Raw genomic sequence first — 20,545 nt, 5'->3', positions numbered from 1 at the left:
GAGCAGTGATTTTCTCGTTTTTTCTCATAACTTGCGCTCCTTTCTTCGGTTTTAGGTTGTGTGTTCTAAGAGACTTCCCAACCGCTTGATTAAGAAGTCTTTTAGAGCATACAACACCGGCAGCCAGCTTGTATTTTTTATACTGACGGACTGCAAAGTGATTCGGCTTTTTCTTTTCCAGGGCTTCAAACATCAGATCCACCGGGTTCTGGAACTCCTCATCATCTTCCCGCACCTCCATTGCGTTCAGGAACTCAATCAGGGTGGAGAAATTCTGTTCCTCAACCGGAGCTTCATAGTGGATATATCCGATCAAGGCACAGTAGAGCAGCGTTTCCGCCTTCGTCCAGAACTCATCACCGGCTTTTCCATCACCCTTTGTGTTGGCAATCAGCGTTGTCACCAGTTTCAGAATGTCTTTTTCTGAATGGATATAGGCAAATGGCTTATAGTGCATCGACTTCTGAAAGTTGATGGTGTTGAAAATCTTGATGGTGTAGCCATGCTTCAAAAGGGCGTTGCCGCACTCAATCACGATGCTGCCTTTCGGGTCAGTGACCACATAGGAACTGTGCATCTGGAGAAGGTTTGGCTTCAACCAAAAGCGAGTTTTACCGGAACCCGAACCGCCGATAATCAGAACATTCTTATTTCGGGCATTGGCAGGATTCTTCGGGCGATTGCTCATCATCAGCCGCTCCGTTTTCGTCAGGATCACATTGTCCTCGAACTTTGGTGCAATAAACGGCTCAATATCTTTTGCCGTTCCCCAACGAGCAGAACCGTACTCAACATTGTGTCGGTACTTCTTTGCGTTTTTGCCTTTTAGATAGACAGCCAGCCGAAGTCCTGCGCCGCAGAGAATACCAATCAGCAAATCCAACGGGTGAAAGCTGGGAAACGGATTGTTCAGGGCTATCGGAAGGGCATGAAAAAAGCTGAGGATTTTCGCAGATGAATCTGCCCCCTCAGCCAATCTCCATGCTTCTCCTAAATTCGTAGCGAACAACCCTACCAGAAAATACGGTAAATTCAGAATCAGGAGCTTTTTCATTTTTCTCTTATCCATCACAGATCACGCTCCTGTTTCTTCTCTCGAACCTTCTTCGGAATCGCTGCGACAATTTCCTTGAACTTCTTCAGCTGCGCCAGAACGCTCGGCTTTTCATTCTTGGTTAATGCCCTTGCCTGATGTTCCTTGCAGATTGCATCCAAAGCATCTGCATCTTTAGAACGGACAAAAACAAGAAACCGGGGAGGATCAACGGACTTATCTTTTCTTACGGCAAAGTCCACGCCATACTTCTTGGCGAGCTTTTCAAAATCACGGATACTCTCTTTGTCGATCTCAACATTCGTAGCACCCTGATTCTGTCCCAAAAGCTGTTTCACGGATTGCTTTCCATGAACGGCAGGGTCTCGTGCCTTTTTCATCTTCACTTTTTCCCGGTGCTGCAAATACTTGCGGATACCGGCAATGATAGTGCGCCCCGTCAGCTTGGTTGTGCTGATCGCCAGGTTTACTGTTCTGTTTTCAACTTCTTCCTGCATGATTCATCACCTCCTGCAAGCAGTAGAGTGAACAGATTATCGTGCCATATCTCTGTGGTCGTAATACAGATTGCCCTTGGCAACTGCGGCATGGCTGATAATCTTGATATTGCCAGCTTTCTGGTTATCCAGAGCCTTCTGATAACCCACATCGCTCAAATACAGGCGATTTCTTTCGCCTTTCCAACCGACAGGCGATTCATCGGTCAGCACATCGAAAATAATCATGTGCTTGGTGGCGTCATCAAATCGTGCCAAGTCCATATAGGTATGTCCCTGGTACTCCTTGGCACCATCCTGAATCCGCTTTCGCTCCATCAGCTCTCCAATCGTCGAATTTCTTTGCATAAGAACCTCCTTACAGAACATCTCGGTCAGGGTTACTTTTGTGGGGAACCGAATCAGCTTTGACAGGTGCATCTTCTTTCTTCACCATGTCATCCGGCAGGGGAAGCGCCATAATGCTGCGCCCCATGCGTACAAAAGTCTCAGGCTGATGAAAGTGTTCCTCAAACTGCTTCATCAGTTCCGGGGACAGAGAACAAAAATCATCCTCGCCCAATCCCACAACCAGAAAATCACCGGCGATAATGTCATAAATATCGCCGTCATCATCACGCAGCGCACGGTTCAGTTCTTTGCCTACGAGTTTACCTTCGTCGTGCATCACCAGTGCAACCGGCTCATTGAACGGATAAGTTGCCTCAATATCGCCACCTACGGCTTTCTGCAAATCCTCCAGCTCACAGCCGATCTGCACAGCCTGCGGATACATGAACGGCTTTACCAGCAACACATTCATGGTATCTGCCTGTTCTTTCTGAACCTCCCGTTCCTCGGTCGTGCCGAACGCAACACCGGTAAAGTTTTCGGAGTCCAGAATGTACTCCGAATTGTAATAAGCGGCTCTAACCTGTTCCTCTGCCGCATCGTGAGATTCTGCTTGCACCGTAACCGTTTTCTCCAAGGTTTCGGTGATCTTCACATCGTATTCTTTCAAGTTTCGATACCTCCGTTTCTTTGGAAATAAGAAAAGCGACCATCCATGAACCTGTTACAGTTCATAAATAGTCGCATCCACATCGGCTAAAAGCTCGAACAAGCAAATATCGTCCAGTTCGCAAATCAGGGAACCCATGTCGAAGAAAATATCGTCCTCGCATTCCACCGTAGTAACCACGCTGCGGTGTTCGTTAAGACAAATGGCTTCTTCCTTGTCCATCGTGATCGTAGACATACAGGACACCACATAGAATGTCATATCTTCTGCTAACCACAGCTCCTTGCTCTGAATCGTGCGAACTTTTTCATCGCCGCTCATATCTTCTACATAGGACAGAAGCCGCACGGCTCTGCTGTTCAGAAGTACCTTTCCCTGATAGTCGATACCCTCACCAGCAGAGGACAATACTCGATACTCGCTAATCATCTCGGCATTTTTCTGAAACGACTTTGCCAGAAGCGCAGGAGAAATATCATCGAACTCCTCACTGTAGTTTACGAGCATATCTACCATATAATCAGGATCGCAAAGGTCGTAGAGTTCTTCCAAAGCGCCCTGAATGTTTTTGGGTGTAAACATTTTTTACCTTACCTTTCCATTGATTTTTCTCTTTTTTTCTGCCATTGCTCCAAAAGCTGAATGATTTTATCCTCCATCTGCTTGTTGGTATAGGACTTCGGGAAGTATTTTCGCAACGAATCCGTTTTGAAGGTTACTCTGTCCAGCTCTCCCTTCTTGATTTCATTCATAATCTCGCACATCGCATCCAGCGTACACTCGCCCTCCTGTGCGAGCTTTTTAATTCGCTGTGCTTGCGAAAGGGAAGGAGCTGCTTGAGCATAATCCATTGCAGAAAGAAAATCCTTCTGTTCTTCACTTGCCAGATAGGAAAGCTCCACCGCAGGATTGAATTTGATCTGACCCGTATCTACCATATCCAGCAGTTCCGGAATCAGTTCGGTCAGACGGATATAACGGTGTACCTGATTTCTGCTTTCTCCTGCCTCCTGACCGACTATATCCATTGCCTGCAACTTCATCCCAACTTGGGATGAAGTTAAATCGGTGCGTTGACCTTGATGTTTAATCGCATCCAGCTTCATCTTATAAGCAAATGCTCTTTCACTCGGCAGGATACTCTCCCTCTGCAAATTCGCATCAACCATCAAAATAATGGCTGCATCATCGTCCAGGTCACGAACAATCGCAGGCATGGTTTCCTTACCCGCAAGCTCCGATGCCCGGTGCCGCCTGTGACCAGAAACGATTTCATAACCACCGTCGGGGTCAGGACGGACAATCGCAGGAGTGAGAACTCCGAAATCTCGGACGCTCTCTGCCGTTTTCATCATTTCTTCATCATCAACCACACGGAAGGGGTGTCCCTCAAAGGGGTGTAGCTCAGAAAGCGGAATTTCCTGCACACGCTCCTGCTGGGCTTCAGCTCTGGATTGATCGGTGGAGAAAATATCATCGTACCCCTTCAAGCTGATGTTTGCGCCTTTTTTCTGCATTGTTTAACACCTCCTTCGTCAGAATTTTATAGGCTTCGGCAACTTTGCCTTTGGGATCATGCTTGAAGATACTGGTTCCCTCTGCGCTGATTTCCTCTGCACGGACAGAGCGGGGAATGTCGGTCTTGTAAACCTTCAGCTTTCCGCCGTAGCTCTCCCGAATCAGATTGCTGATGTCTTTGGAGTAGTTGGTGCGGCTGTCCACCATCGTCAGAAGAATCCCTTCAATCCTCAGTTTCGGGTTGATTTGCCTCTTGACCTTGTTGATGGTTCCAAGCAGCTGTTCCAGACCCTTTGCAGGAAGGTATGCTGCCTGAACCGGTATCAGCACATTGTCGGCAGCTGCCAACGCATTGACGGTCAGCATACCCAAAGACGGCATACAGTCAAGAAGAATGTAATCATAATTCTGTTTGACTGTATCCAGGTATTGCCGGAGAATGGTTTCCCGGCTCATGGCATTGACCAGTGCTACCTCCATACCTGAGAGTTCGATGTTGGACGGCACCAAATCAACGCCCTCCGGATGATGAAGAATCCCTTCATCGGGAGTAATAGGGTTTTCCATCATAATCTTTCCCATCAGATCGGAAAGTGTCGGAGACAGATCATCCGGGCAGGGATTGCCCAAACTGACCGTCAGGGAAGCCTGGGGATCGGTGTCTACCAGAAGCACCTTTTTTCCTTCAAGAGCCAAGCCAACGCCCAGATTCTCGGTGGTGGTGGTCTTTCCAGTGCCTCCTTTCTGATTGACCACCGCAATGATGGTTGCTTTTTTCGACATTTATCGTCACTCTCCTTCCTCTCGCTTCATTTTCAATTTCTTAAATCCTCCTTCCAAATATCCGTGTGACATATCGTGCCGAACAAGAGCATCGTAGTAGGTGTCTATTGTCGTCGGCGCATTGTATATCGTAGTCAGCATATACTGACGGATATTTCTAATCTTTGTGGTGTTCTCCTTGAAGCAGTCCATAACATATCGAATGTGTTCGGCATTCAGTTTCATAAACCGACTGCGGACAATTTCTGCCGGACGCTCCTCTGCACCAATGCGAATCAACGGTCGCTTCGTGCAAACTGTTTCAACGATCAACTCCAGAATGTTATCCAGCATTTCGGAATCGTAAGGGTAATCCTTCTTCAACAAATCCATACTGAGCTGATCCGAGAAATAATCAAAGTATTCTTGATACCGGTCATTCTCGTCCATCATTCCACCATTTCCGGAAGGAAAGATAGAATCAGTATCACTAAATTCAGTATTTTTAATATCAGTATTATTACATTGTGATTTCGGAAGTTCTTGAGTTGTGATTTCCATTGTTCCAGAATTGTGATTTTCACAATTCAAGAGTTGTGAATCCACAGCAGAGATAAAGTTCTTCACATAGATCAGGTTGGGCTTTCCCAAACCCTGGCGCTTACGTTCAATCAATCCTGCTTTCTTCTCAAGTTCACTGAGCAGCTTGATAGCCTTTTGTTCAGCACAGTTCAGAGCCATCTTCGCTTCGTCGATTGTAAAAATGATATACACTCTACCGTTTTTATCTATCCAACCATTCTTGGCAGACAGGCTCATGCGGTCAAGCAAAATGCCATACAGCATCTTGGCATCGGCAGAAATATTCCAGAACCTCTCGTTCGTGAACAACACCTTCGGAACTCGATAGAATGTGAATAGATCGGATTGCTGACCGTAAAAATAATCAAAACTCACACGGCTTCACCACCTTCTTTCTGCGGAAAACTTTCTGTTGTCAGCGGAATGCTGCGGAAAGTCGTATCCGTCTTTTCGTAAGGACATCGGGCAAAATAGTAGAAGCGGTATTCCTGTTCATACACATCCATATCAACGAAGCCCCACTTCACGCATAACCTTCTTCGTACACCAACCAATGCACGGGTGATCTCGCCCATAGGGACAGCCATCACATTCCGACTTGGGTTTCGGCGGCAAAGAGATTAAGTAGTAGCAATTATTTCTACCCAGACGGCAGCCCTTTCTGCCATTCGTCCAGAAGTAGCAGTAATGACAGTCGCTCGGCTTGTCTGCGGTATAAACAGGCTTGCTCAAATAAAACACCTCCAATCTCTTGTATTTGCCCATGGGTTTGGGCATAAAAAAAGAGCGCCTATCCATCCCCAATGCGGGGCAAATAGACGCTCTATGTACATAACGATATTTAATTTTATCTGCTATAACTGCATGGTATTCAAAACATCCGCCTTTTTTGATTAGCTGGATTTTTGGCACGATTTTGGGGCTGATTAGCAGGAAGGGCATTTTCATTAGCAAGAACAGCCCGTTTTCTGCTAAAAATTAGCTGGCGATTTTGTCTTATAACAACCGTTCGATTCTGGAGGGGTTGTCAAAAATCAAATTTTGGAGTAGAATTTTATCTCATACAGTGAAAGAGCTTTTTCGTAGCTTTTTATATAAGAAAAGCCGAAAACCCTTGAAAACAAAGGCTTTCGGCGTTGTTCACTGGCGTCCATAAGAGGATTTGAACCTCCGACCCCACGCTTAGGAGATGGACCCAGTGCATATATTCCCTATCAACAGGGATAAAGAAAATGCAGTTATATCAAGGCTTTTCTCCATGTTCTCTATAAACCTTGTACAAGCAAAATCAAGCAAAAACAAAGGATTTTAGCCCCCTATTGTTTGCACTCTGTTTGCAAAGGCGCGAAATTTGGCGTTAGCCAAAAGTTCAATTCCCGTCGAGACTTAATTATATTCATGGTATCGTGGACATAGTTTACCATACATAGAGGTTCATTACAAGAGGTATTGAGCCAGTGAAAGTGCCTGTTTTATCTTTCTCAGGAAAGGTAAAGCAGGCACTTTTTTTCATATCTAAACTTAGAAAGAAATGAGGTGAAATCATGAATACACAGATTATTGCCATAGCCAACCAAAAAGGTGGTGTCGGCAAAACAACCACTTGTGCCAATCTTGGAATTGGTCTGGCGCAGTCCGGGAAGAAAGTCCTTCTGATTGACGGAGACCCACAGGGAAGCCTGACCATCAGCTTGGGCAATCCTCAGCCTGATAAGCTGCCCTTTACACTGTCAGACGCTATGGGCCGTATTTTGATGGATGAACCAATTCGTCCCGGCGAGGGTATCCTGCACCACCCTGAGGGCGTAGACCTGATGCCTGCGGACATCCAGCTATCTGGTATGGAGGTATCTCTGGTAAACGCTATGAGCCGAGAAACCATTCTGCGACAATATCTGGACACGCTGAAGGGGCAATACTCCCATATCCTTATTGATTGCCAGCCCTCCCTGGGTATGCTTACGGTCAATGCACTGGCTGCCGCTAATAGGGTTATAATCCCCGTCCAGGCAGAGTATCTTCCAGCTAAAGGTTTGGAGCAGCTCTTGCAAACTATCAATAAGGTTCGCAGACAAATCAATCCCAAGCTGCAAATTGATGGGATTCTGCTGACGATGGTAGACAGCCGAACCAATTTTGCCAAAGAAATCTCCGCTCTTCTGCGCGAAACCTATGGCAGTAAGATCAAGGTGTTTACATCAGAAATTCCTCATTCTGTCAGGGCTAAAGAAATCAGTGCTGAAGGAAAAAGCATTTATGCCCATGATCCTAATGGCAAAGTGGCTGAGGGCTACAAAAATCTGACGAAGGAGGTATTGAAACTTGAAAAGCAGCGCGAAAAAAATAGAGCTGGCCTCAGTAGATGACCTGTTTTCTACAGAAGAAAGTCGGCAAGACGAGCAACTGGAAAAAATTCAGGAAATTCCCCTATCTGAACTGCATCCGTTCAAGGATCACCCCTTCAAGGTCAAGGATGATGATGCAATGATAGAAACCGCAGACAGCATCAAAAAGTATGGTGTGTTGGTTCCTGCGATTGCCAGACCACTGCCTGATGGCGGTTATGAGCTGGTAGCCGGTCACAGACGCCGCAGAGCCAGCGAATTGGCCGGAAAAGAAACCATGCCTGTCATTGTGCGCGACTTGGATGACGATGCTGCCACAATTATTATGGTTGACAGCAATTTGCAGCGAGAAAATCTGCTCCCCAGTGAAAGGGCTTTTGCCTACAAAATGAAGCTGGAAGCCATTAAACATCAAGGAGCAAGAACAGACCTGACTTCTGTTCAAGTTGAACAGAAGTTGAGCGCCAGAGACCAGGTGGCAAAAGAAGCCGGTGAACGAAGCGGTATCCAGGTAATGCGATATGTTCGTTTGACTGAACTGATTCCAGAGCTTTTGGATATGGTGGATGAAAAGAAAATCGCATTTAACCCAGCCTATGAACTCTCTTTTTTGAAACCGGACGAACAGCAAATGCTGGTGGAAACAATGGACTATGAGCAGGCTACCCCTTCTCTCTCTCAGGCTCAGCGAATGAAAAAGTTCAGCCAGGAAGGGAAGTTGTCAGAAGATGTGATGCTTGCCATCATGTCAGAGGAAAAAAAGGGTGATCTGGATAAAGTGACCTTGAGCAGCGATACCTTGCGAAAGTATTTCCCCAAAAGCTATACACCGGCCAAAATGCAGGAAACCATTATTAAACTGCTGGAACAATGGCAGAAAAAACGCCAACGAGATCAGGAACGATGAAGGGAGAGCCTATGAAAGATATTGCAGCAAGGGAACTGAAAGGCCACAACATTCTTGCAGTGGAGCGATTTTGGGACAGCACTTTCTGGATGATTGAGTTTACTGTCTTGCGCCCTACTGCTTATGGAGAACCTGGTGACGAAATGAGGCTTTTTCTCACAGAGGACGGGTATCAGTCAGCTCTGCAAAGCCAGCAGCGTCGAGAAATCAAAATTAAGAGATATGCCCATGTTATTGAGGGGCATATCCTCGACTTCAAGCCTAAAAAACACCGTCGTTCATAACCGATACAACGAAAGGAAAGGAATGAATATGTGTACTGTAAGAGAAATCCGAGAAGCTATTCAAGAAGATTGCCGCTCACAGCGTGATATGGAATCCACCGAGATTGACCGTGTTTTTCAAACCTTACCATTTTCTCAGGAAAGGGATCTGTTTGATAAACCACCAATGCCAAAACGCCCCTACCGACGCAAGAAAAAAGATACAGACAGACCCTAACCGCTGCCACAATTCTTTTATGAATTGCGGCTTTTTTCATACCTGAGAAATGAAAGGAGTGAAGTAAATGGCTGTTTTTCGTGTAGAACGCACTGGCGATTACACGGTTATGAGCAATTTTCATCTAAAAGACAAACGACTTTCTTTGAAGGCAAAGGGTCTCTTGTCGCAAATGTTATCTCTGCCTGATGACTGGGATTATACGCTGTCAGGACTCAGCTATATCAATCGAGAAAGCAAAGATGCAATCCGCTCTGCTGTCAATGAGCTTGAAACAGCCGGATACATTCGGCGCAGACAGACAACTGATGCTTCTGGTAAATTCGCAGCCAATGAGTATACCATTTTTGAGCGTCCCATCGAGGGAGAACCGATGTTGGATAAGCCGTTGTCGGAAAACCTGATAACGGTAAACCCGTCAGCGGTAAATCCGTTACCGGAAAATCCAACACAATTAAATACTAAGAAATCAAATACCCAAAAACAAAATACTCATGGATCAAATACCGATTCCATTCCCTTCCGGGAAACAGCGGCGGTAATACCGCCGGAACGGAAAGGAAGGGATGCGATGTCTGTCACAGAGATAGAAAATTATCGGGAATTGATTTTGGAGAATATCGAGTATGATTGTCTGAAGCAGCGTTATCCTCTCTACCTGGATGACCTGAATGAGATCGTAGAGCTGTTGGTAGAAACGGTCTGTGCCAAACGAAAGACCACCCGGATCTCTGGTGCGGACTTTCCTCATGAAATTGTACGCTCCCGCTTTTTGAAGCTGGACAGCTCTCACATCGAGTTTGTCATGGACTGTCTGCAAAAGAACACCACCCAGGTACACAACATCAAGCAGTACCTGCTTGCAGTGCTGTTCAACGCTCCTACCACCATGAATAACCACTACACTTCACTGGTAAATCACGATATGCACGCAGGCGGCTGGTAATCAGCCGCTTTTGTATTACACCAAAGGAGGCACAGCATGAATCAGATTGAAATTTTCAATAGTCCAGAGTTCGGAAGCATTCGCACTTTGGAACAGAATGGCAAAGTATTATTTTGCGGTACAGATGTGGCAACAGCGCTGGGATATACCAATCCACGCAAAGCCGTCCGCGACCATACCAGGGGTGGAACGAAATGTTCCATAGGGGTCCAGACTGGGAAAAAGGCAGATGGAAGCCCCGCGGTACAAATGGTCGAAATGCTCTTTATCCCCGAAGGTGATCTATATCGTCTGATCGCCCATAGTAAACTGCCGTCAGCGGAACGGTTTGAACAATGGGTGTTTGATGAAGTTCTACCTGCCATTCGCAAGCACGGAGCCTATCTCACAAAAGAGAAGTTGTGGGAGATAGCCACTTCTCCGGAAGCTCTGATAAAGCTCTGCTCCGAGCTGCTTGCTGAGCGGGAAGAAAATGCGTCGCTACGAGAGGAAAATGCCCTGCTGGAGAGTAAGGCAGCCTTTTATGATTTGTTCATCGACCTCAATCACAGTACCAACCTCCGCACCACCGCCAAAGAGTTGCTTGTCCCGGAGCGTCGGTTTGTCCGTTTCCTTCTGGAAAAGCGTTTTGTGTACCGCACCGCATCCGGTAATGTACTGCCCTATGCAAAGCCAGCCAATGAAGGACTGTTTTGTGTCAAAGACTACTGCAATCACGGGCATATCGGCTCCTATACGCTGATAACCCCGCAAGGCAAACTCTACTTTGCTCAGCTGAGAGACATGATTTTGATGGTTGTATGAGAGTGGGAAAGGAAGTGAGTTTTATGCCAGAAGGCAAAACAATCGGTCAGCTGATGGAAGAAATGCGCCAGAAAGCTGGAGCGCAGAACTATCACGGCCATGACTACATGGATCTCCAGCGATTTGCTGAGAACACCCGGCACATGATTATTTTTGATGTGCTGACGCATGACTCCCCGGTGGGCTGGAAAGGTGAACGAACCCGCCTGTTTTTGTCAGATAAGGGCTATGAAAAAGCTCTGGACAGTCAGGCAAAGGGACAGATCAAGATTCTCAGTCATGCAAAGGTCAGAAATGGAGATTTGCTCTATGACCGTTCTGAGCAAATTCGTTGAGGGCGGTTCGATGAAGAAATACCTTCTCCGGCGGCTGGTGGTCCCGCCTTAGAAATAAATGCACCACCCCTGCACATTTTGTGGAAAGGAGGCGATGAAAATGCAGGAAGAAGTGGAAAACAGGACTTTAACGCTGGTTGTCAGCGGAACAAAGTTCACCGGCAGGCTGCTCAAAGCCGCCATCAGCAAGTACCTTGCCCACCGCAAGGAAAAGAAGCTGCAAAAGCAGAGAAGCCGTGACGCGCCTGTGAAGCCCCAGGGCAAGCAGACGGTGAAACAGCTGATTGGTCAAAACCAAGGGGTTTCCAACATCGAGATCACCGACCCCTCCATCAAGGAGTTTGAGAAGATCGCCCGGAAATACGGCGTGGACTATGCGGTGAAGAAGGACCGCAGCAGCTCCCCACCCAAGTACCTGATCTTTTTCAAGGGTCGGGACGCGGATGCCCTGACCGCTGCTTTTACCGAGTACACCGGGAAAAAGGTCAGAAAGGCGGAGAAATCCGAGCGCCCGTCCGTGCTGGCAAAGCTGAGCCAGTTCAAAGAACTGGTAAAACACGCCGTCGTGGACCGGAACAAGCGGAAGGAGCTGGAACGATGAAAAAGCAGCTGAACATCAAAAAGCTCATTTTGCTGAATCTGCCGTATATCCTGATGGGGCTTTTCTCCACCAACTTCGGTGAAGCGTGGCGGATGGCCGTGGGTGCGGACGCTTCGGCAAAAATGCTCTCGTTCTTCTCCACGCTGCCGGTGGCGCTGGCCAGCTGGTGGCCCAGCCTGCACCCGCTGGACCTGCTGGTGGGCCTGTGCTGCTGCGGCGGCCTGCGGCTGGCTGTGTACCTGAAAAGCAAGAACGCCAAGAAGTACAGGCACGGCATGGAATACGGTTCCGCCCGGTGGGGAACCCATGAGGACATTACACCCTACATCGACCCGGTATTCCAGAACAATGTGATTCTGACGAAAACGGAGAGCCTGACAATGAACAGCCGCCCCAAGGACCCAAAGACCGCCAGAAACAAAAATGTGCTGGTGATTGGCGGCTCCGGTTCCGGTAAGACCCGCTTCTGGCTCAAACCGAATCTGATGCAGATGCACAGTTCCTATGTGGTCACAGACCCGAAGGGAACCATTTTGGTGGAGTGCGGAAAAATGCTCCAAAGGGGCGCACCCAAGCTGGGGAAAGACGGAAAGCCTATGAAGGATAAGCACGGCAAGGTCATTTATGAGCCGTACCGAATCAAGGTCCTAAATACCATTAACTTCAAGAAGTCCATGCACTATAACCCTTTCGCCTATATCCATAGCGAAAAGGACATCTTGAAGCTGGTAACAACGCTGATCGCCAATACCAAAGGCGAAGGCAAGGCCGGAGACGATTTCTGGGTAAAAGCAGAAACCTTGTTGTACTGCGCGCTTATTGGCTATATCCATTATGAGGCTCCGGTGGAGGAACAAAACTTCTCCACCCTCATTGAGTTCATCAACGCCATGGAAGTCCGTGAGGATGACGAGGAGTTCAAAAACCCCGTAGACCTGATGTTTGATGCACTGGAAGCCGAGAAGCCAAACCACTTTGCGGTGCGCCAGTATAAGAAATATAAGCTGGCCGCCGGAAAAACAGCCAAGTCGATTTTGATTTCCTGCGGCGCTCGCCTTGCCGTGTTCGACATTGCAGAGTTGCGTGAGGTCACGGCTTATGATGAGCTGGAGCTGGATACTCTGGGAGACAGGAAAACTGCCCTGTTCCTCATCATGAGTGACACTGATGACAGCTTTAATTTCCTTATATCCATGTGTTATACCCAGCTGTTTAACCTGCTCTGCGAAAAGGCCGACGATGTGTACGACGGCAGACTGCCGGTTCATGTGCGCTGTCTGATCGACGAGTGCGCCAACATTGGCCAGATACCCAAGTTGGAAAAGCTGGTGGCCACCATCCGAAGCCGTGAGATCTCCGCCTGTCTGGTGTTGCAGGCGCAGAGTCAGCTCAAGGCGATTTATAAGGATAACGCAGATACCATTATCGGAAACATGGATACTTCCATCTTTCTGGGCGGTAAGGAGCCGACCACTCTCAAGGAGCTGGCCGCCGTGCTGGGTAAGGAAACCATCGACACCTACAACACCGGAGAGAGCCGTGGGAGGGAAACATCCCATTCACTCAACTATCAAAAATTGGGGAAAGAGCTGATGAGCCAGGATGAGCTTGCTGTTATGGATGGCGGCAAGTGTATCCTCCAGCTGCGCGGTGTGCGTCCTTTCCTTTCGGATAAGTACGACATCACCAAGCACCCCAATTTCAAGTACACTGCCGACGCGGATGACAAGAACGCTTTTGATATTGAAGCATTCTTGTCCGCAAGGCTGAAACTCAAGCCCAATGAGGTCTGCGATGTATATGAAGTAGACACAAAGGGCGCTTAATTTCGTTCCGCTTTAGAAGGGAGTGATCTTATCTATTCGCCGCATCTGCCCTCTATGGGCCATTGGCGTACAAAGCGGACAATCGCGAGAAAAAATAATGAAAAAGGAGGACAGCCGGAATCATGCCCCCGGAAACCGGGCGGCAGATTGTTCCGGCTTTTGTATGCCTATGAAACATGACAAACCTATTTTTTAATCAGATTCCGGCTAACAAACTATATGGCATTTTTTGAACAGGCAATCACCGTTCTTCAGACCCTCGTTATCGCGCTCGGTGCCGGTCTCGGTATCTGGGGCGTTATCAACCTGCTGGAAGGTTACGGCAACGACAACCCCGGCGCCAAGAGCCAGGGCATGAAGCAGCTCATGGCCGGTGCTGGTGTAGCCGTGGTAGGCATGGTCCTTGTACCTCTGCTCTCCGGGCTTTTCTCTGTCTAAGCGTCTCCGTATGAAATCCTTGCCGCTCCCGCAGTTTTGCGGGGGCGGCGGAAAGGAGGTTGACACCGTATGGATTTCTTACTTGAAGCCCTGACAAATTGGCTGAAAGAAATGCTGGTGGGCGGCATTATGAGCAACCTTTCGGGGATGTTTGACAGTGTAAACCAGCAGGTCGCGGATATATCCGTACAGGTAGGCCAGACCCCACAGGGATGGAATGGCAGTATTTTCAGCATGATTGAGAATCTGTCCAACTCCATCATGGTGCCGATTGCAGGCGTGATCCTGGCTATCGTGATGACCGTAGATCTGATCCAGATGATCGCAGACAAGAACAACCTGCATGATGTGGACACCTGGATGATTTTCAAGTGGGTGTTCAAATCAGCCGCTGCCATCCTCATTGTCACAAATACATGGAATATCGTGATGGGCGTCTTTGATATGGCGCAGAGCGTAGTGGCGCAGGCGGCAGGGGTTATCAATTCGGATGCGTCCATTGACATTTCCTCAGTTATGACCGATCTGGAACCGAGGCTGATGGAAATGGATCTGGGACCGCTGTTCGGACTGTGGTTCCAATCCCTCTTTATTGGCATTACTATGTGGGCGTTATATATCTGTATCTTTATCGTTATTTATGGCCGTATGATCGAAATCTACCTTGTGACTTCGGTGGCTCCCGTTCCAATGGCTGCAATGATGGGTAAAGAATGGGGCGGTATGGGACAGAATTACCTCCGATCCCTGCTGGCGCTGGGCTTTCAGGCGTTTCTCATTATCGTCTGCGTGGCAATTTATGCTGTGCTGGTGCAGAACATCGCTCTGGAAGATGACATCATCATGGCAATCTGGAGCTGCGTGGGCTACACCGTACTGCTGTGCTTTACGCTGTTCAAAACCGGCAGTCTCGCAAAATCAGTCTTTCAGGCGCACTAAAGGAGGGTTCTGTATGAAAAAATATCAAATCATTTACGCAGACCCGCCATGGAACTACAAAGTATATTCCAAGAAAGGATTGGGACGCAGTGCAGAAAGTCACTATCCGACCATGAGTATCGAGGATATTTGTGCGCTGCCAGTAGGCAACTTGGCGGATAAAGACTGTGCCTTGTTTTTATGGGTCACGATTCCATGTTTACTGGAAGGTCTCTCAGTTCTGAAGGCATGGGGATTTACCTATAAAACCGTCGGCTTTGTTTGGGTAAAGCAAAATCGAAAGGCAGATAGCTTGTTCTGGGGAATGGGATATTGGACGCGCTCCAATGTGGAACTTTGTATCCTCGCAACGAAAGGACATCCCAAGCGTATAAACGCAGCTGTTCATCAGGTCATTGTCTCTCACATTGAAGAACATTCAAAAAAACCGCAGGAAGCCAGAGAACGCATTGTCTCATTGATGGGTGATCTCCCGCGCATAGAACTGTTTGCTCGTCAATCCACACCCGGTTGGGATGTGTGGGGAAATGAAGTGGACAGCTCTATTTCATTCCCATAAAGGAGGTGGATAATATGGCTTATGTACCCGTACCCAAGGACTTAACAAAAGTCAAAACAAAGGTCATGTTCAATCTGACACGAAGGCAGCTGGTCTGCTTTACCGCCGGGGCGCTTGTAGGTGTACCGCTGTTCTTGTGGCTCCGTGAGCCTGCGGGAAACAGCATGGCTGCCATGTGTATGATGCTGGTCATGATGCCCTTCTTCCTGCTGGCAATGTATGAAAAGCATGGACAGCCCCTGGAAAAGATCGTCGGCAACATCCTCAAAGTAGCTGTGATCCGTCCCAAGCAGCGTCCCTACCAGACCAATAACTTTTATGCCGTATTAAAGCGGCAGGAAATGCTCGATAAGGAGGTGTATGACATTGTTCACCGCAATGAAAAGCTGGCTGCGCCGTCTGCTGGGAAAACCGGAAGAAAAGACCGTGCATCCGGTAAAGACAAAGAAAAAGCTGTCCCGCGCCGATAAGAAGCAGATCGAAGCGGCCATTGCCCGCGCCAACCGCACGGACAAAAAAGGAAAATCGGCACAGGACAGTATCCCCTATGAACGAATGTGGCCGGACGGGATCTGCCGCGTATCGGACAGCCACTACACAAAGACCATTCAGTTTCAGGACATCAACTATCAGCTCTCCCAAAATGAAGATAAGACCGCGATCTTTGAGGGCTGGTGTGATTTCCTCAATTATTTCGACAGCTCGATTCACTTCCAGCTGTCTTTTTTGAACCTTGCGGCATCGGAGGAGACCTTTGCCAACTCCATTTCCATTCCGCCCCAGGGGGATGCCTTTGACAGTATCCGTGAGGAATATACCACGATGCTGCAAAATCAGCTGGTCAGAGGCAACAACGGTCTCATCAAGACCAAATACCTGACCTTTGGTATCAACGCTGACAGCATCAAAGCCGCCAAGCCCCGTCTGGAGCGTATTGAGACCGATATACTCAATAACTTCAAGCGTCTTGGTGTAGCCGCCAGAACATTGGACGGTAAGGAAAGGCTTTCCCAGCTTCATGCGGTATTCCACATGGATGAACAGCTCCCGTTTCAGTTTGAATGGGACTGGCTGGCTCCTTCCGGCCTGTCCACGAAAGATTTTATTGCACCAAGCTCCTTTGAGTTCCGCACCGGCAAGCAGTTCCGTATGGGCAAGAAATACGGGGCTGTTTCTTTTTTGCAGATTTTAGCCCCAGAGCTGAATGACCGTCTGCTGGCTGATTTTCTGGATATGGAAAGCTCGCTCATTGTGAGTATGCACATTCAGTCGGTGGATCAGGTGAAAGCCATCAAAACGGTAAAGCGTAAGATTACCGATCTGGACCGCAGTAAGATTGAGGAACAGAAAAAAGCAGTCCGCGCCGGATACGACATGGACATCATTCCTTCTGACCTTGCCACCTACGGCAGCGAAGCGAAAAAGCTGTTGCAGGATTTGCAGAGCCGAAACGAGAGAATGTTCCTGGTCTCCTTTTTGGTGCTGAACACAGCGGACACCCCCCGTCAGCTTGGCAACAACATCTTTCAGGCAGGCTCTATTGCCCAGAAGTATAACTGCCAGCTGACCAGACTGGACTTCCAGCAGGAAGAAGGGCTGATGAGCTGTCTGCCCCTGGGGCTCAATCAGATCGAGATTCAGCGAGGGCTGACCACCAGTTCTACGGCTATCTTTGTACCATTCACCACACAGGAATTATTCCAGAACGGCAAGGAAGCCCTGTACTACGGCATCAATGCCCTGTCCAACAACCTCATCATGGTGGATAGAAAGCTGCTGAAAAACCCCAACGGCTTGATTTTGGGTACGCCGGGTTCCGGTAAGTCTTTCAGCGCCAAGCGTGAGATTGCCAACTGCTTTTTGCTTACCAATGATGATGTCATCATCTGTGACCCGGAAGCGGAGTACGCACCTCTGGTGGATCGTCTGCATGGGCAGGTCATCAAGATCTCGCCTACCTCAACCAACTACATCAATCCGATGGATCTGAACCTGGACTATTCGGATGATGAAAGCCCGCTGTCCCTCAAGTCTGACTTTATCCTCAGCTTGTGTGAGCTGATCGTGGGCGGTAAGGACGGATTGCAGCCGGTGCAGAAAACCATCATCGACCGTTGTGTGCGTCTGGTCTATCAGACCTACCTCAATGACCCGCGCCCGGAGAATATGCCCATACTGGAGGACCTATATAACCTGCTCCGTTCACAGGAGGAAAAGGAAGCCCAGTATATCGCCACGGCCCTTGAAATCTATGTAACCGGCTCCCTCAATGTGTTCAATCACCAGAGCAATGTGGACATCAATAACCGCATTGTCTGCTATGACATTAAGGAGCTGGGCAAGCAACTCAAGAAAATCGGTATGTTGGTGGTCCAGGATCAGGTGTGGAACCGCGTTACCATTAACCGCGCTGCCCACAAGTCCACCCGTTATTACATCGACGAGATGCACCTGCTTTTGAAGGAGGAGCAGACCGCCGCTTATACGGTGGAAATCTGGAAGCGATTCCGCAAATGGGGCGGTATTCCGACAGGTATCACCCAGAATGTCAAAGACCTTTTGAGCAGCCGCGAGGTGGAGAACATCTTTGAAAACTCCGACTTCGTGTATATGCTCAACCAGGCAGGCGGAGACCGTCAGATTCTCGCCAAGCAGCTGGGCATTTCCACGCACCAGCTTAGCTATGTGACCCACTCCGGTGAGGGCGAGGGCCTGCTGTTCTATGGCTCCACCATCCTGCCCTTCGTTGACCACTTCCCGAAGAATACTGAGCTTTACCGCATTATGACCACCAAACCCCAGGAACTGAAAAAGGAGGATGAATAACTATGAAACAGAATATTTGCGAACTTGATACCATGATTTTTTTCCGTGAGGCATTGGAGGCTCACGAATTCATGTTGCTTCCGGTAATGGCCTCCGCTGTTGTTGAGTGTCGTACCGCTGACAAAGAACTCAAAACCTTGAATGAGGATGGCGAAATTGGTCTTGCCCGTCTCTTTTCGATTTGGGCGAATATGATGTGTGCCCCTGGTGCAGCAACCATTGTAGGGTGCAGACCTATCACAATGCTCTCTGAGATTCTGGCGCAAGTCCATGCGTATCTCACCGTGCATCCGCTATATGATCCGGAAGGTTTGGCCCTCTATGTGGAGCTGCACCACATGATGGATGCTATCCTAATGGGTGATTGGTTTGAATAAAGAGCCGCGCCTGCGCTTTACTGATGAGGAACGGGCTGACCCTGCACTGGAAAAGCCGATCCGCAAAACGGAGAAAGCTACGGCCAGAGCAGATAAGGCGCAGGCCAATATTCCAAAGAAAAAAGTCAGACAGACGGTCATTGACCCGGACACCGGGAAAAAGACCTCGAAGCTGACCTTTGAGGACAAGAAAAAACCACCTTCCAAACTTTCTCAAGGGGTTAAGGAAGCTCCCGTCCATCTGGTCGCGGGCAAGTTTCACAAAGAGATCCGGGAAACAGAACAGGACAATGTGGGCGTGGAAAGCGCCCACAAGTCCGAGGAGGCGGTGGAGACCAGCGCTTATCTGGTGCGGGAGGGCTATCGCAGCCACAAGCTGAAGCCGTACCGCAAAGCAGCCCAGGCCGAGCAGAAGCTGGAAAAGACAAATGTAAATGCCCTGTACCAGAAGTCCCTACGGGAAAATCCTCAGTTTACCAGCAACCCTCTCTCCCGCTGGCAGCAAAAACAGAGTATCAAAAAGCAGTATGCCGTCGCCAAGCGCACCGGTCAGACTGCCGGAAATACCGCCCAGGCTGCGTCCAAAACCGGAAAAGCCGCAAGGACGGTAAAAGAAAAGGCACAGCAGGCAGGGGCATTCGTCATGCGCCACAAGAAGGGCTTCCTGATGGCAGGGGTTTTTTTCCTCATCGCCTGTATGCTGATGAATACCATGTCCTCCTGCTCTATGATGGCACAGAGTATTGGTTCTGTAATTTCCGGCACTACCTATCCATCGGATGACCCGGAAATGCTGGCGGTGGAGGCAGATTATGCAGACAGAGAAGCTCGGTTGCAGGAGAAAATCGACAACATCGAAAGCAGCCACCCAGGGTATGACGAGTATCGCTATAACCTTGGCATGATCGGCCATGACCCCCATGAGCTTGCGGCGTTTCTCTCTGCTGTCTTGCAGGGCTATACACGCCACAGCGCACAGGCAGAGCTGGAGCGTGTGTTTGATGCACAGTATCAGCTCACGCTGAGAGAAGAAATTCAGATTCGCACTTACACTGACGAAGATGGGGATGAGCATGAATATGAATATCGTATTCTCCATGTAACTTTAACAAGCCGTTCCATTGCCTCTCTTGCGCCAGAACTACTGACTCCGGAGCAGATGGAGATGTACCAGGTCTACCGACAGACTATGGGCAATAAGCCGCTGTTGTTTGGTGGCGGTTCTCCCGATACAGGTGTTTCTGAAGATTTGACTGGTGTTGAATTTATCAATGGCACCCGCCCCGGCAATCCGCAGCTGGTGGAACTGGCGAAAAGTCAGGTGGGCAATGTGGGAGGACAACCTTATTGGAGCTGGTACGGCTTTGACTCCCGTGTGGAATGGTGTGCCTGCTTTGTATCATGGTGCTATGGTCAATCCGGTCGAACGGAACCACGCTTTGCTGGTTGTCAGTCTCAGGGTGTTCTGTGGTTCCAGTCTCATGGACAGTGGGGCGCACGAGGATATGAAAACATCGCCCCCGGTGATGCCATTTTCTTCGATTGGGATCTGGATGGTTCCGCAGACCATGTGGGAATTGTTATCGGCACCGATGGCAGCCGTGTTTATACCGTGGAGGGAAATTCCGGCGATGCCTGCAAGATCAAAAGTTATGACCTGAATTATCAGAGTATCAAGGGCTACGGCCTGATGAACTGGTAACAGAGATTTTTTAGAAGGAGTGATAG

25 protein-coding genes are annotated in these 20,545 nt (G+C 48.6%); 16 read left to right on the top strand and 9 right to left on the bottom strand.

What is annotated here, in order from left to right; all coding sequences use genetic code 11:
• The 9 genes from H8S55_RS04665 to H8S55_RS04625 form a co-directional block, all read right to left on the bottom strand.
• Nucleotides 1-1,069, bottom strand: a 1,069-nt coding sequence (locus H8S55_RS04665; protein ID WP_243200456.1) for a type IV secretory system conjugative DNA transfer family protein, incomplete at its 3' end; no start/stop codon positions are given.
• Nucleotides 1,069-1,551: a PcfB family protein gene (locus H8S55_RS04660; RefSeq protein WP_002304320.1), complete on the bottom strand. Its 483-nt coding sequence runs from the start codon at nucleotides 1,549-1,551 to the stop codon at nucleotides 1,069-1,071. The genes H8S55_RS04660 and H8S55_RS04665, both read right to left, overlap by 1 nt.
• Before the next feature lie 36 nt (nucleotides 1,552-1,587).
• Nucleotides 1,588-1,899 carry a DUF5720 family protein gene (locus tag H8S55_RS04655; protein ID WP_002304317.1) on the bottom strand — a complete coding sequence of 104 codons (312 nt, stop codon included), beginning with the start codon at nucleotides 1,897-1,899 and terminating at the stop codon, nucleotides 1,588-1,590.
• 10 nt (nucleotides 1,900-1,909) lie between these two features.
• Nucleotides 1,910-2,551: a DUF3846 domain-containing protein gene (locus H8S55_RS04650; protein WP_002588969.1), complete on the bottom strand. Its 642-nt coding sequence runs from the start codon at nucleotides 2,549-2,551 to the stop codon at nucleotides 1,910-1,912.
• Between the two features lie 54 nt (nucleotides 2,552-2,605).
• Nucleotides 2,606-3,133 carry a hypothetical protein gene (locus H8S55_RS04645; RefSeq protein ID WP_002304315.1) on the bottom strand — a complete coding sequence of 176 codons (528 nt, stop codon included), beginning with the start codon at nucleotides 3,131-3,133 and terminating at the stop codon, nucleotides 2,606-2,608.
• A gap of 8 nt (nucleotides 3,134-3,141) precedes the next feature.
• On the bottom strand, nucleotides 3,142-4,068 hold the full coding sequence (locus H8S55_RS04640) for a ParB/RepB/Spo0J family partition protein (protein ID WP_002304314.1): 927 nt from the start codon (nucleotides 4,066-4,068) through the stop codon (nucleotides 3,142-3,144).
• A complete protein-coding gene (locus H8S55_RS04635; protein WP_002304313.1) occupies nucleotides 4,025-4,852 on the bottom strand; it encodes a ParA family protein in 828 nt (275 codons plus the stop codon). Before H8S55_RS04635 ends, H8S55_RS04640 begins: the two co-directional genes overlap by 44 nt.
• Nucleotides 4,853-4,858: 6 nt before the next feature.
• Entirely contained in the window at nucleotides 4,859-5,788 is a 930-nt protein-coding gene (locus H8S55_RS04630) for a DUF6017 domain-containing protein (RefSeq protein ID WP_002304312.1), read from the bottom strand.
• On the bottom strand, nucleotides 5,785-5,988 hold the full coding sequence (locus H8S55_RS04625) for a hypothetical protein (RefSeq protein WP_223385014.1): 204 nt from the start codon (nucleotides 5,986-5,988) through the stop codon (nucleotides 5,785-5,787). The genes H8S55_RS04630 and H8S55_RS04625 overlap by 4 nt, the downstream gene beginning before the upstream one ends.
• A gap of 969 nt (nucleotides 5,989-6,957) precedes the next feature.
• On the opposite strand from H8S55_RS04625, the gene H8S55_RS04620 reads away from it, so the two are divergent.
• The 16 genes from H8S55_RS04620 (at nucleotide 6,958) to H8S55_RS04545 (ending at nucleotide 20,519) form a co-directional block, all read left to right on the top strand.
• Entirely contained in the window at nucleotides 6,958-7,779 is an 822-nt protein-coding gene (locus H8S55_RS04620; protein ID WP_002569249.1) for a ParA family protein, read from the top strand.
• On the top strand, nucleotides 7,736-8,665 hold the full coding sequence (locus H8S55_RS04615) for a ParB/RepB/Spo0J family partition protein (RefSeq protein ID WP_006059569.1): 930 nt from the start codon (nucleotides 7,736-7,738) through the stop codon (nucleotides 8,663-8,665). Before H8S55_RS04620 ends, H8S55_RS04615 begins: the two co-directional genes overlap by 44 nt.
• 11 nt (nucleotides 8,666-8,676) lie before the next feature.
• Nucleotides 8,677-8,949 carry a DUF5720 family protein gene (locus H8S55_RS04610; protein ID WP_007862445.1) on the top strand — a complete coding sequence of 91 codons (273 nt, stop codon included), beginning with the start codon at nucleotides 8,677-8,679 and terminating at the stop codon, nucleotides 8,947-8,949.
• Nucleotides 8,950-8,977: 28 nt separating this feature from the next.
• Complete coding sequence (locus tag H8S55_RS04605) at nucleotides 8,978-9,166, top strand: hypothetical protein (RefSeq protein WP_006059571.1); 189 nt, start codon at nucleotides 8,978-8,980, stop codon at nucleotides 9,164-9,166.
• Between the two features lie 67 nt (nucleotides 9,167-9,233).
• Nucleotides 9,234-10,112 (top strand): DUF6017 domain-containing protein, encoded by an 879-nt coding sequence (locus H8S55_RS04600; RefSeq protein ID WP_186877982.1) that lies wholly within the window; start codon nucleotides 9,234-9,236, stop codon nucleotides 10,110-10,112.
• Nucleotides 10,113-10,148: 36 nt separating this feature from the next.
• Nucleotides 10,149-10,916 carry a BRO family protein gene (locus H8S55_RS04595; RefSeq protein WP_002589066.1) on the top strand — a complete coding sequence of 256 codons (768 nt, stop codon included), beginning with the start codon at nucleotides 10,149-10,151 and terminating at the stop codon, nucleotides 10,914-10,916.
• A 23-nt stretch (nucleotides 10,917-10,939) separates the two neighbouring features.
• Entirely contained in the window at nucleotides 10,940-11,251 is a 312-nt protein-coding gene (locus tag H8S55_RS04590; RefSeq protein ID WP_008723307.1) for a DUF5720 family protein, read from the top strand.
• Nucleotides 11,252-11,351: 100 nt separating this feature from the next.
• Entirely contained in the window at nucleotides 11,352-11,852 is a 501-nt protein-coding gene (locus tag H8S55_RS04585) for a PcfB family protein (protein WP_008723309.1), read from the top strand.
• A complete protein-coding gene (locus H8S55_RS04580) occupies nucleotides 11,849-13,678 on the top strand; it encodes a VirD4-like conjugal transfer protein, CD1115 family (protein WP_006059575.1) in 1,830 nt (609 codons plus the stop codon). The genes H8S55_RS04585 and H8S55_RS04580 overlap by 4 nt, the downstream gene beginning before the upstream one ends.
• A gap of 219 nt (nucleotides 13,679-13,897) precedes the next feature.
• Nucleotides 13,898-14,116, top strand: coding sequence for a Maff2 family mobile element protein (locus H8S55_RS04575; protein ID WP_003525154.1), 219 nt, complete (start codon nucleotides 13,898-13,900; stop codon nucleotides 14,114-14,116).
• A gap of 69 nt (nucleotides 14,117-14,185) precedes the next feature.
• Complete coding sequence (locus H8S55_RS04570; protein ID WP_024724981.1) at nucleotides 14,186-15,055, top strand: VirB6/TrbL-like conjugal transfer protein, CD1112 family; 870 nt, start codon at nucleotides 14,186-14,188, stop codon at nucleotides 15,053-15,055.
• A gap of 13 nt (nucleotides 15,056-15,068) precedes the next feature.
• Complete coding sequence (locus H8S55_RS04565; RefSeq protein ID WP_002589060.1) at nucleotides 15,069-15,614, top strand: MT-A70 family methyltransferase; 546 nt, start codon at nucleotides 15,069-15,071, stop codon at nucleotides 15,612-15,614.
• 14 nt (nucleotides 15,615-15,628) lie between these two features.
• On the top strand, nucleotides 15,629-16,084 hold the full coding sequence (locus tag H8S55_RS04560) for a PrgI family protein (protein ID WP_002589059.1): 456 nt from the start codon (nucleotides 15,629-15,631) through the stop codon (nucleotides 16,082-16,084).
• Nucleotides 16,041-18,440: a VirB4-like conjugal transfer ATPase, CD1110 family gene (locus tag H8S55_RS04555; RefSeq protein WP_006059580.1), complete on the top strand. Its 2,400-nt coding sequence runs from the start codon at nucleotides 16,041-16,043 to the stop codon at nucleotides 18,438-18,440. The genes H8S55_RS04560 and H8S55_RS04555 overlap by 44 nt, the downstream gene beginning before the upstream one ends.
• Before the next feature lie 2 nt (nucleotides 18,441-18,442).
• Nucleotides 18,443-18,817 (top strand): DUF3851 family protein, encoded by a 375-nt coding sequence (locus tag H8S55_RS04550; protein WP_002569211.1) that lies wholly within the window; start codon nucleotides 18,443-18,445, stop codon nucleotides 18,815-18,817.
• Entirely contained in the window at nucleotides 18,810-20,519 is a 1,710-nt protein-coding gene (locus H8S55_RS04545; protein ID WP_186877981.1) for a CHAP domain-containing protein, read from the top strand. The genes H8S55_RS04550 and H8S55_RS04545 overlap by 8 nt, the downstream gene beginning before the upstream one ends.
• Nucleotides 20,520-20,545 lie beyond the last annotated feature (26 nt).

The organism is Flintibacter faecis, from assembly GCF_014287875.1.
Lineage (GTDB): Bacteria > Bacillota > Clostridia > Oscillospirales > Oscillospiraceae > Lawsonibacter > Lawsonibacter faecis_A.
Note: the sequence above shows the minus strand (reverse complement) of the source record. Positions and strands in the feature narration are given on the sequence as shown.

Coding starts and splice junctions, on each gene's coding strand:
- H8S55_RS04655 (WP_002304317.1), bottom strand. CDS start 1,899: ATGCAAAGAAATTCGACGATTGGAGAGCTGATGGAGCGAAAGCGGATT.
- H8S55_RS04595 (WP_002589066.1), top strand. CDS start 10,149: ATGAATCAGATTGAAATTTTCAATAGTCCAGAGTTCGGAAGCATTCGC.
- H8S55_RS04590 (WP_008723307.1), top strand. CDS start 10,940: ATGCCAGAAGGCAAAACAATCGGTCAGCTGATGGAAGAAATGCGCCAG.
- H8S55_RS04620 (WP_002569249.1), top strand. CDS start 6,958: ATGAATACACAGATTATTGCCATAGCCAACCAAAAAGGTGGTGTCGGC.
- H8S55_RS04660 (WP_002304320.1), bottom strand. CDS start 1,551: ATGCAGGAAGAAGTTGAAAACAGAACAGTAAACCTGGCGATCAGCACA.
- H8S55_RS04610 (WP_007862445.1), top strand. CDS start 8,677: ATGAAAGATATTGCAGCAAGGGAACTGAAAGGCCACAACATTCTTGCA.
- H8S55_RS04625 (WP_223385014.1), bottom strand. CDS start 5,988: ATGGGCGAGATCACCCGTGCATTGGTTGGTGTACGAAGAAGGTTATGC.
- H8S55_RS04570 (WP_024724981.1), top strand. CDS start 14,186: ATGGATTTCTTACTTGAAGCCCTGACAAATTGGCTGAAAGAAATGCTG.
- H8S55_RS04565 (WP_002589060.1), top strand. CDS start 15,069: ATGAAAAAATATCAAATCATTTACGCAGACCCGCCATGGAACTACAAA.
- H8S55_RS04560 (WP_002589059.1), top strand. CDS start 15,629: ATGGCTTATGTACCCGTACCCAAGGACTTAACAAAAGTCAAAACAAAG.
- H8S55_RS04585 (WP_008723309.1), top strand. CDS start 11,352: ATGCAGGAAGAAGTGGAAAACAGGACTTTAACGCTGGTTGTCAGCGGA.
- H8S55_RS04640 (WP_002304314.1), bottom strand. CDS start 4,068: ATGCAGAAAAAAGGCGCAAACATCAGCTTGAAGGGGTACGATGATATT.
- H8S55_RS04645 (WP_002304315.1), bottom strand. CDS start 3,133: ATGTTTACACCCAAAAACATTCAGGGCGCTTTGGAAGAACTCTACGAC.
- H8S55_RS04600 (WP_186877982.1), top strand. CDS start 9,234: ATGGCTGTTTTTCGTGTAGAACGCACTGGCGATTACACGGTTATGAGC.
- H8S55_RS04550 (WP_002569211.1), top strand. CDS start 18,443: ATGAAACAGAATATTTGCGAACTTGATACCATGATTTTTTTCCGTGAG.
- H8S55_RS04580 (WP_006059575.1), top strand. CDS start 11,849: ATGAAAAAGCAGCTGAACATCAAAAAGCTCATTTTGCTGAATCTGCCG.
- H8S55_RS04635 (WP_002304313.1), bottom strand. CDS start 4,852: ATGTCGAAAAAAGCAACCATCATTGCGGTGGTCAATCAGAAAGGAGGC.
- H8S55_RS04605 (WP_006059571.1), top strand. CDS start 8,978: ATGTGTACTGTAAGAGAAATCCGAGAAGCTATTCAAGAAGATTGCCGC.
- H8S55_RS04575 (WP_003525154.1), top strand. CDS start 13,898: ATGGCATTTTTTGAACAGGCAATCACCGTTCTTCAGACCCTCGTTATC.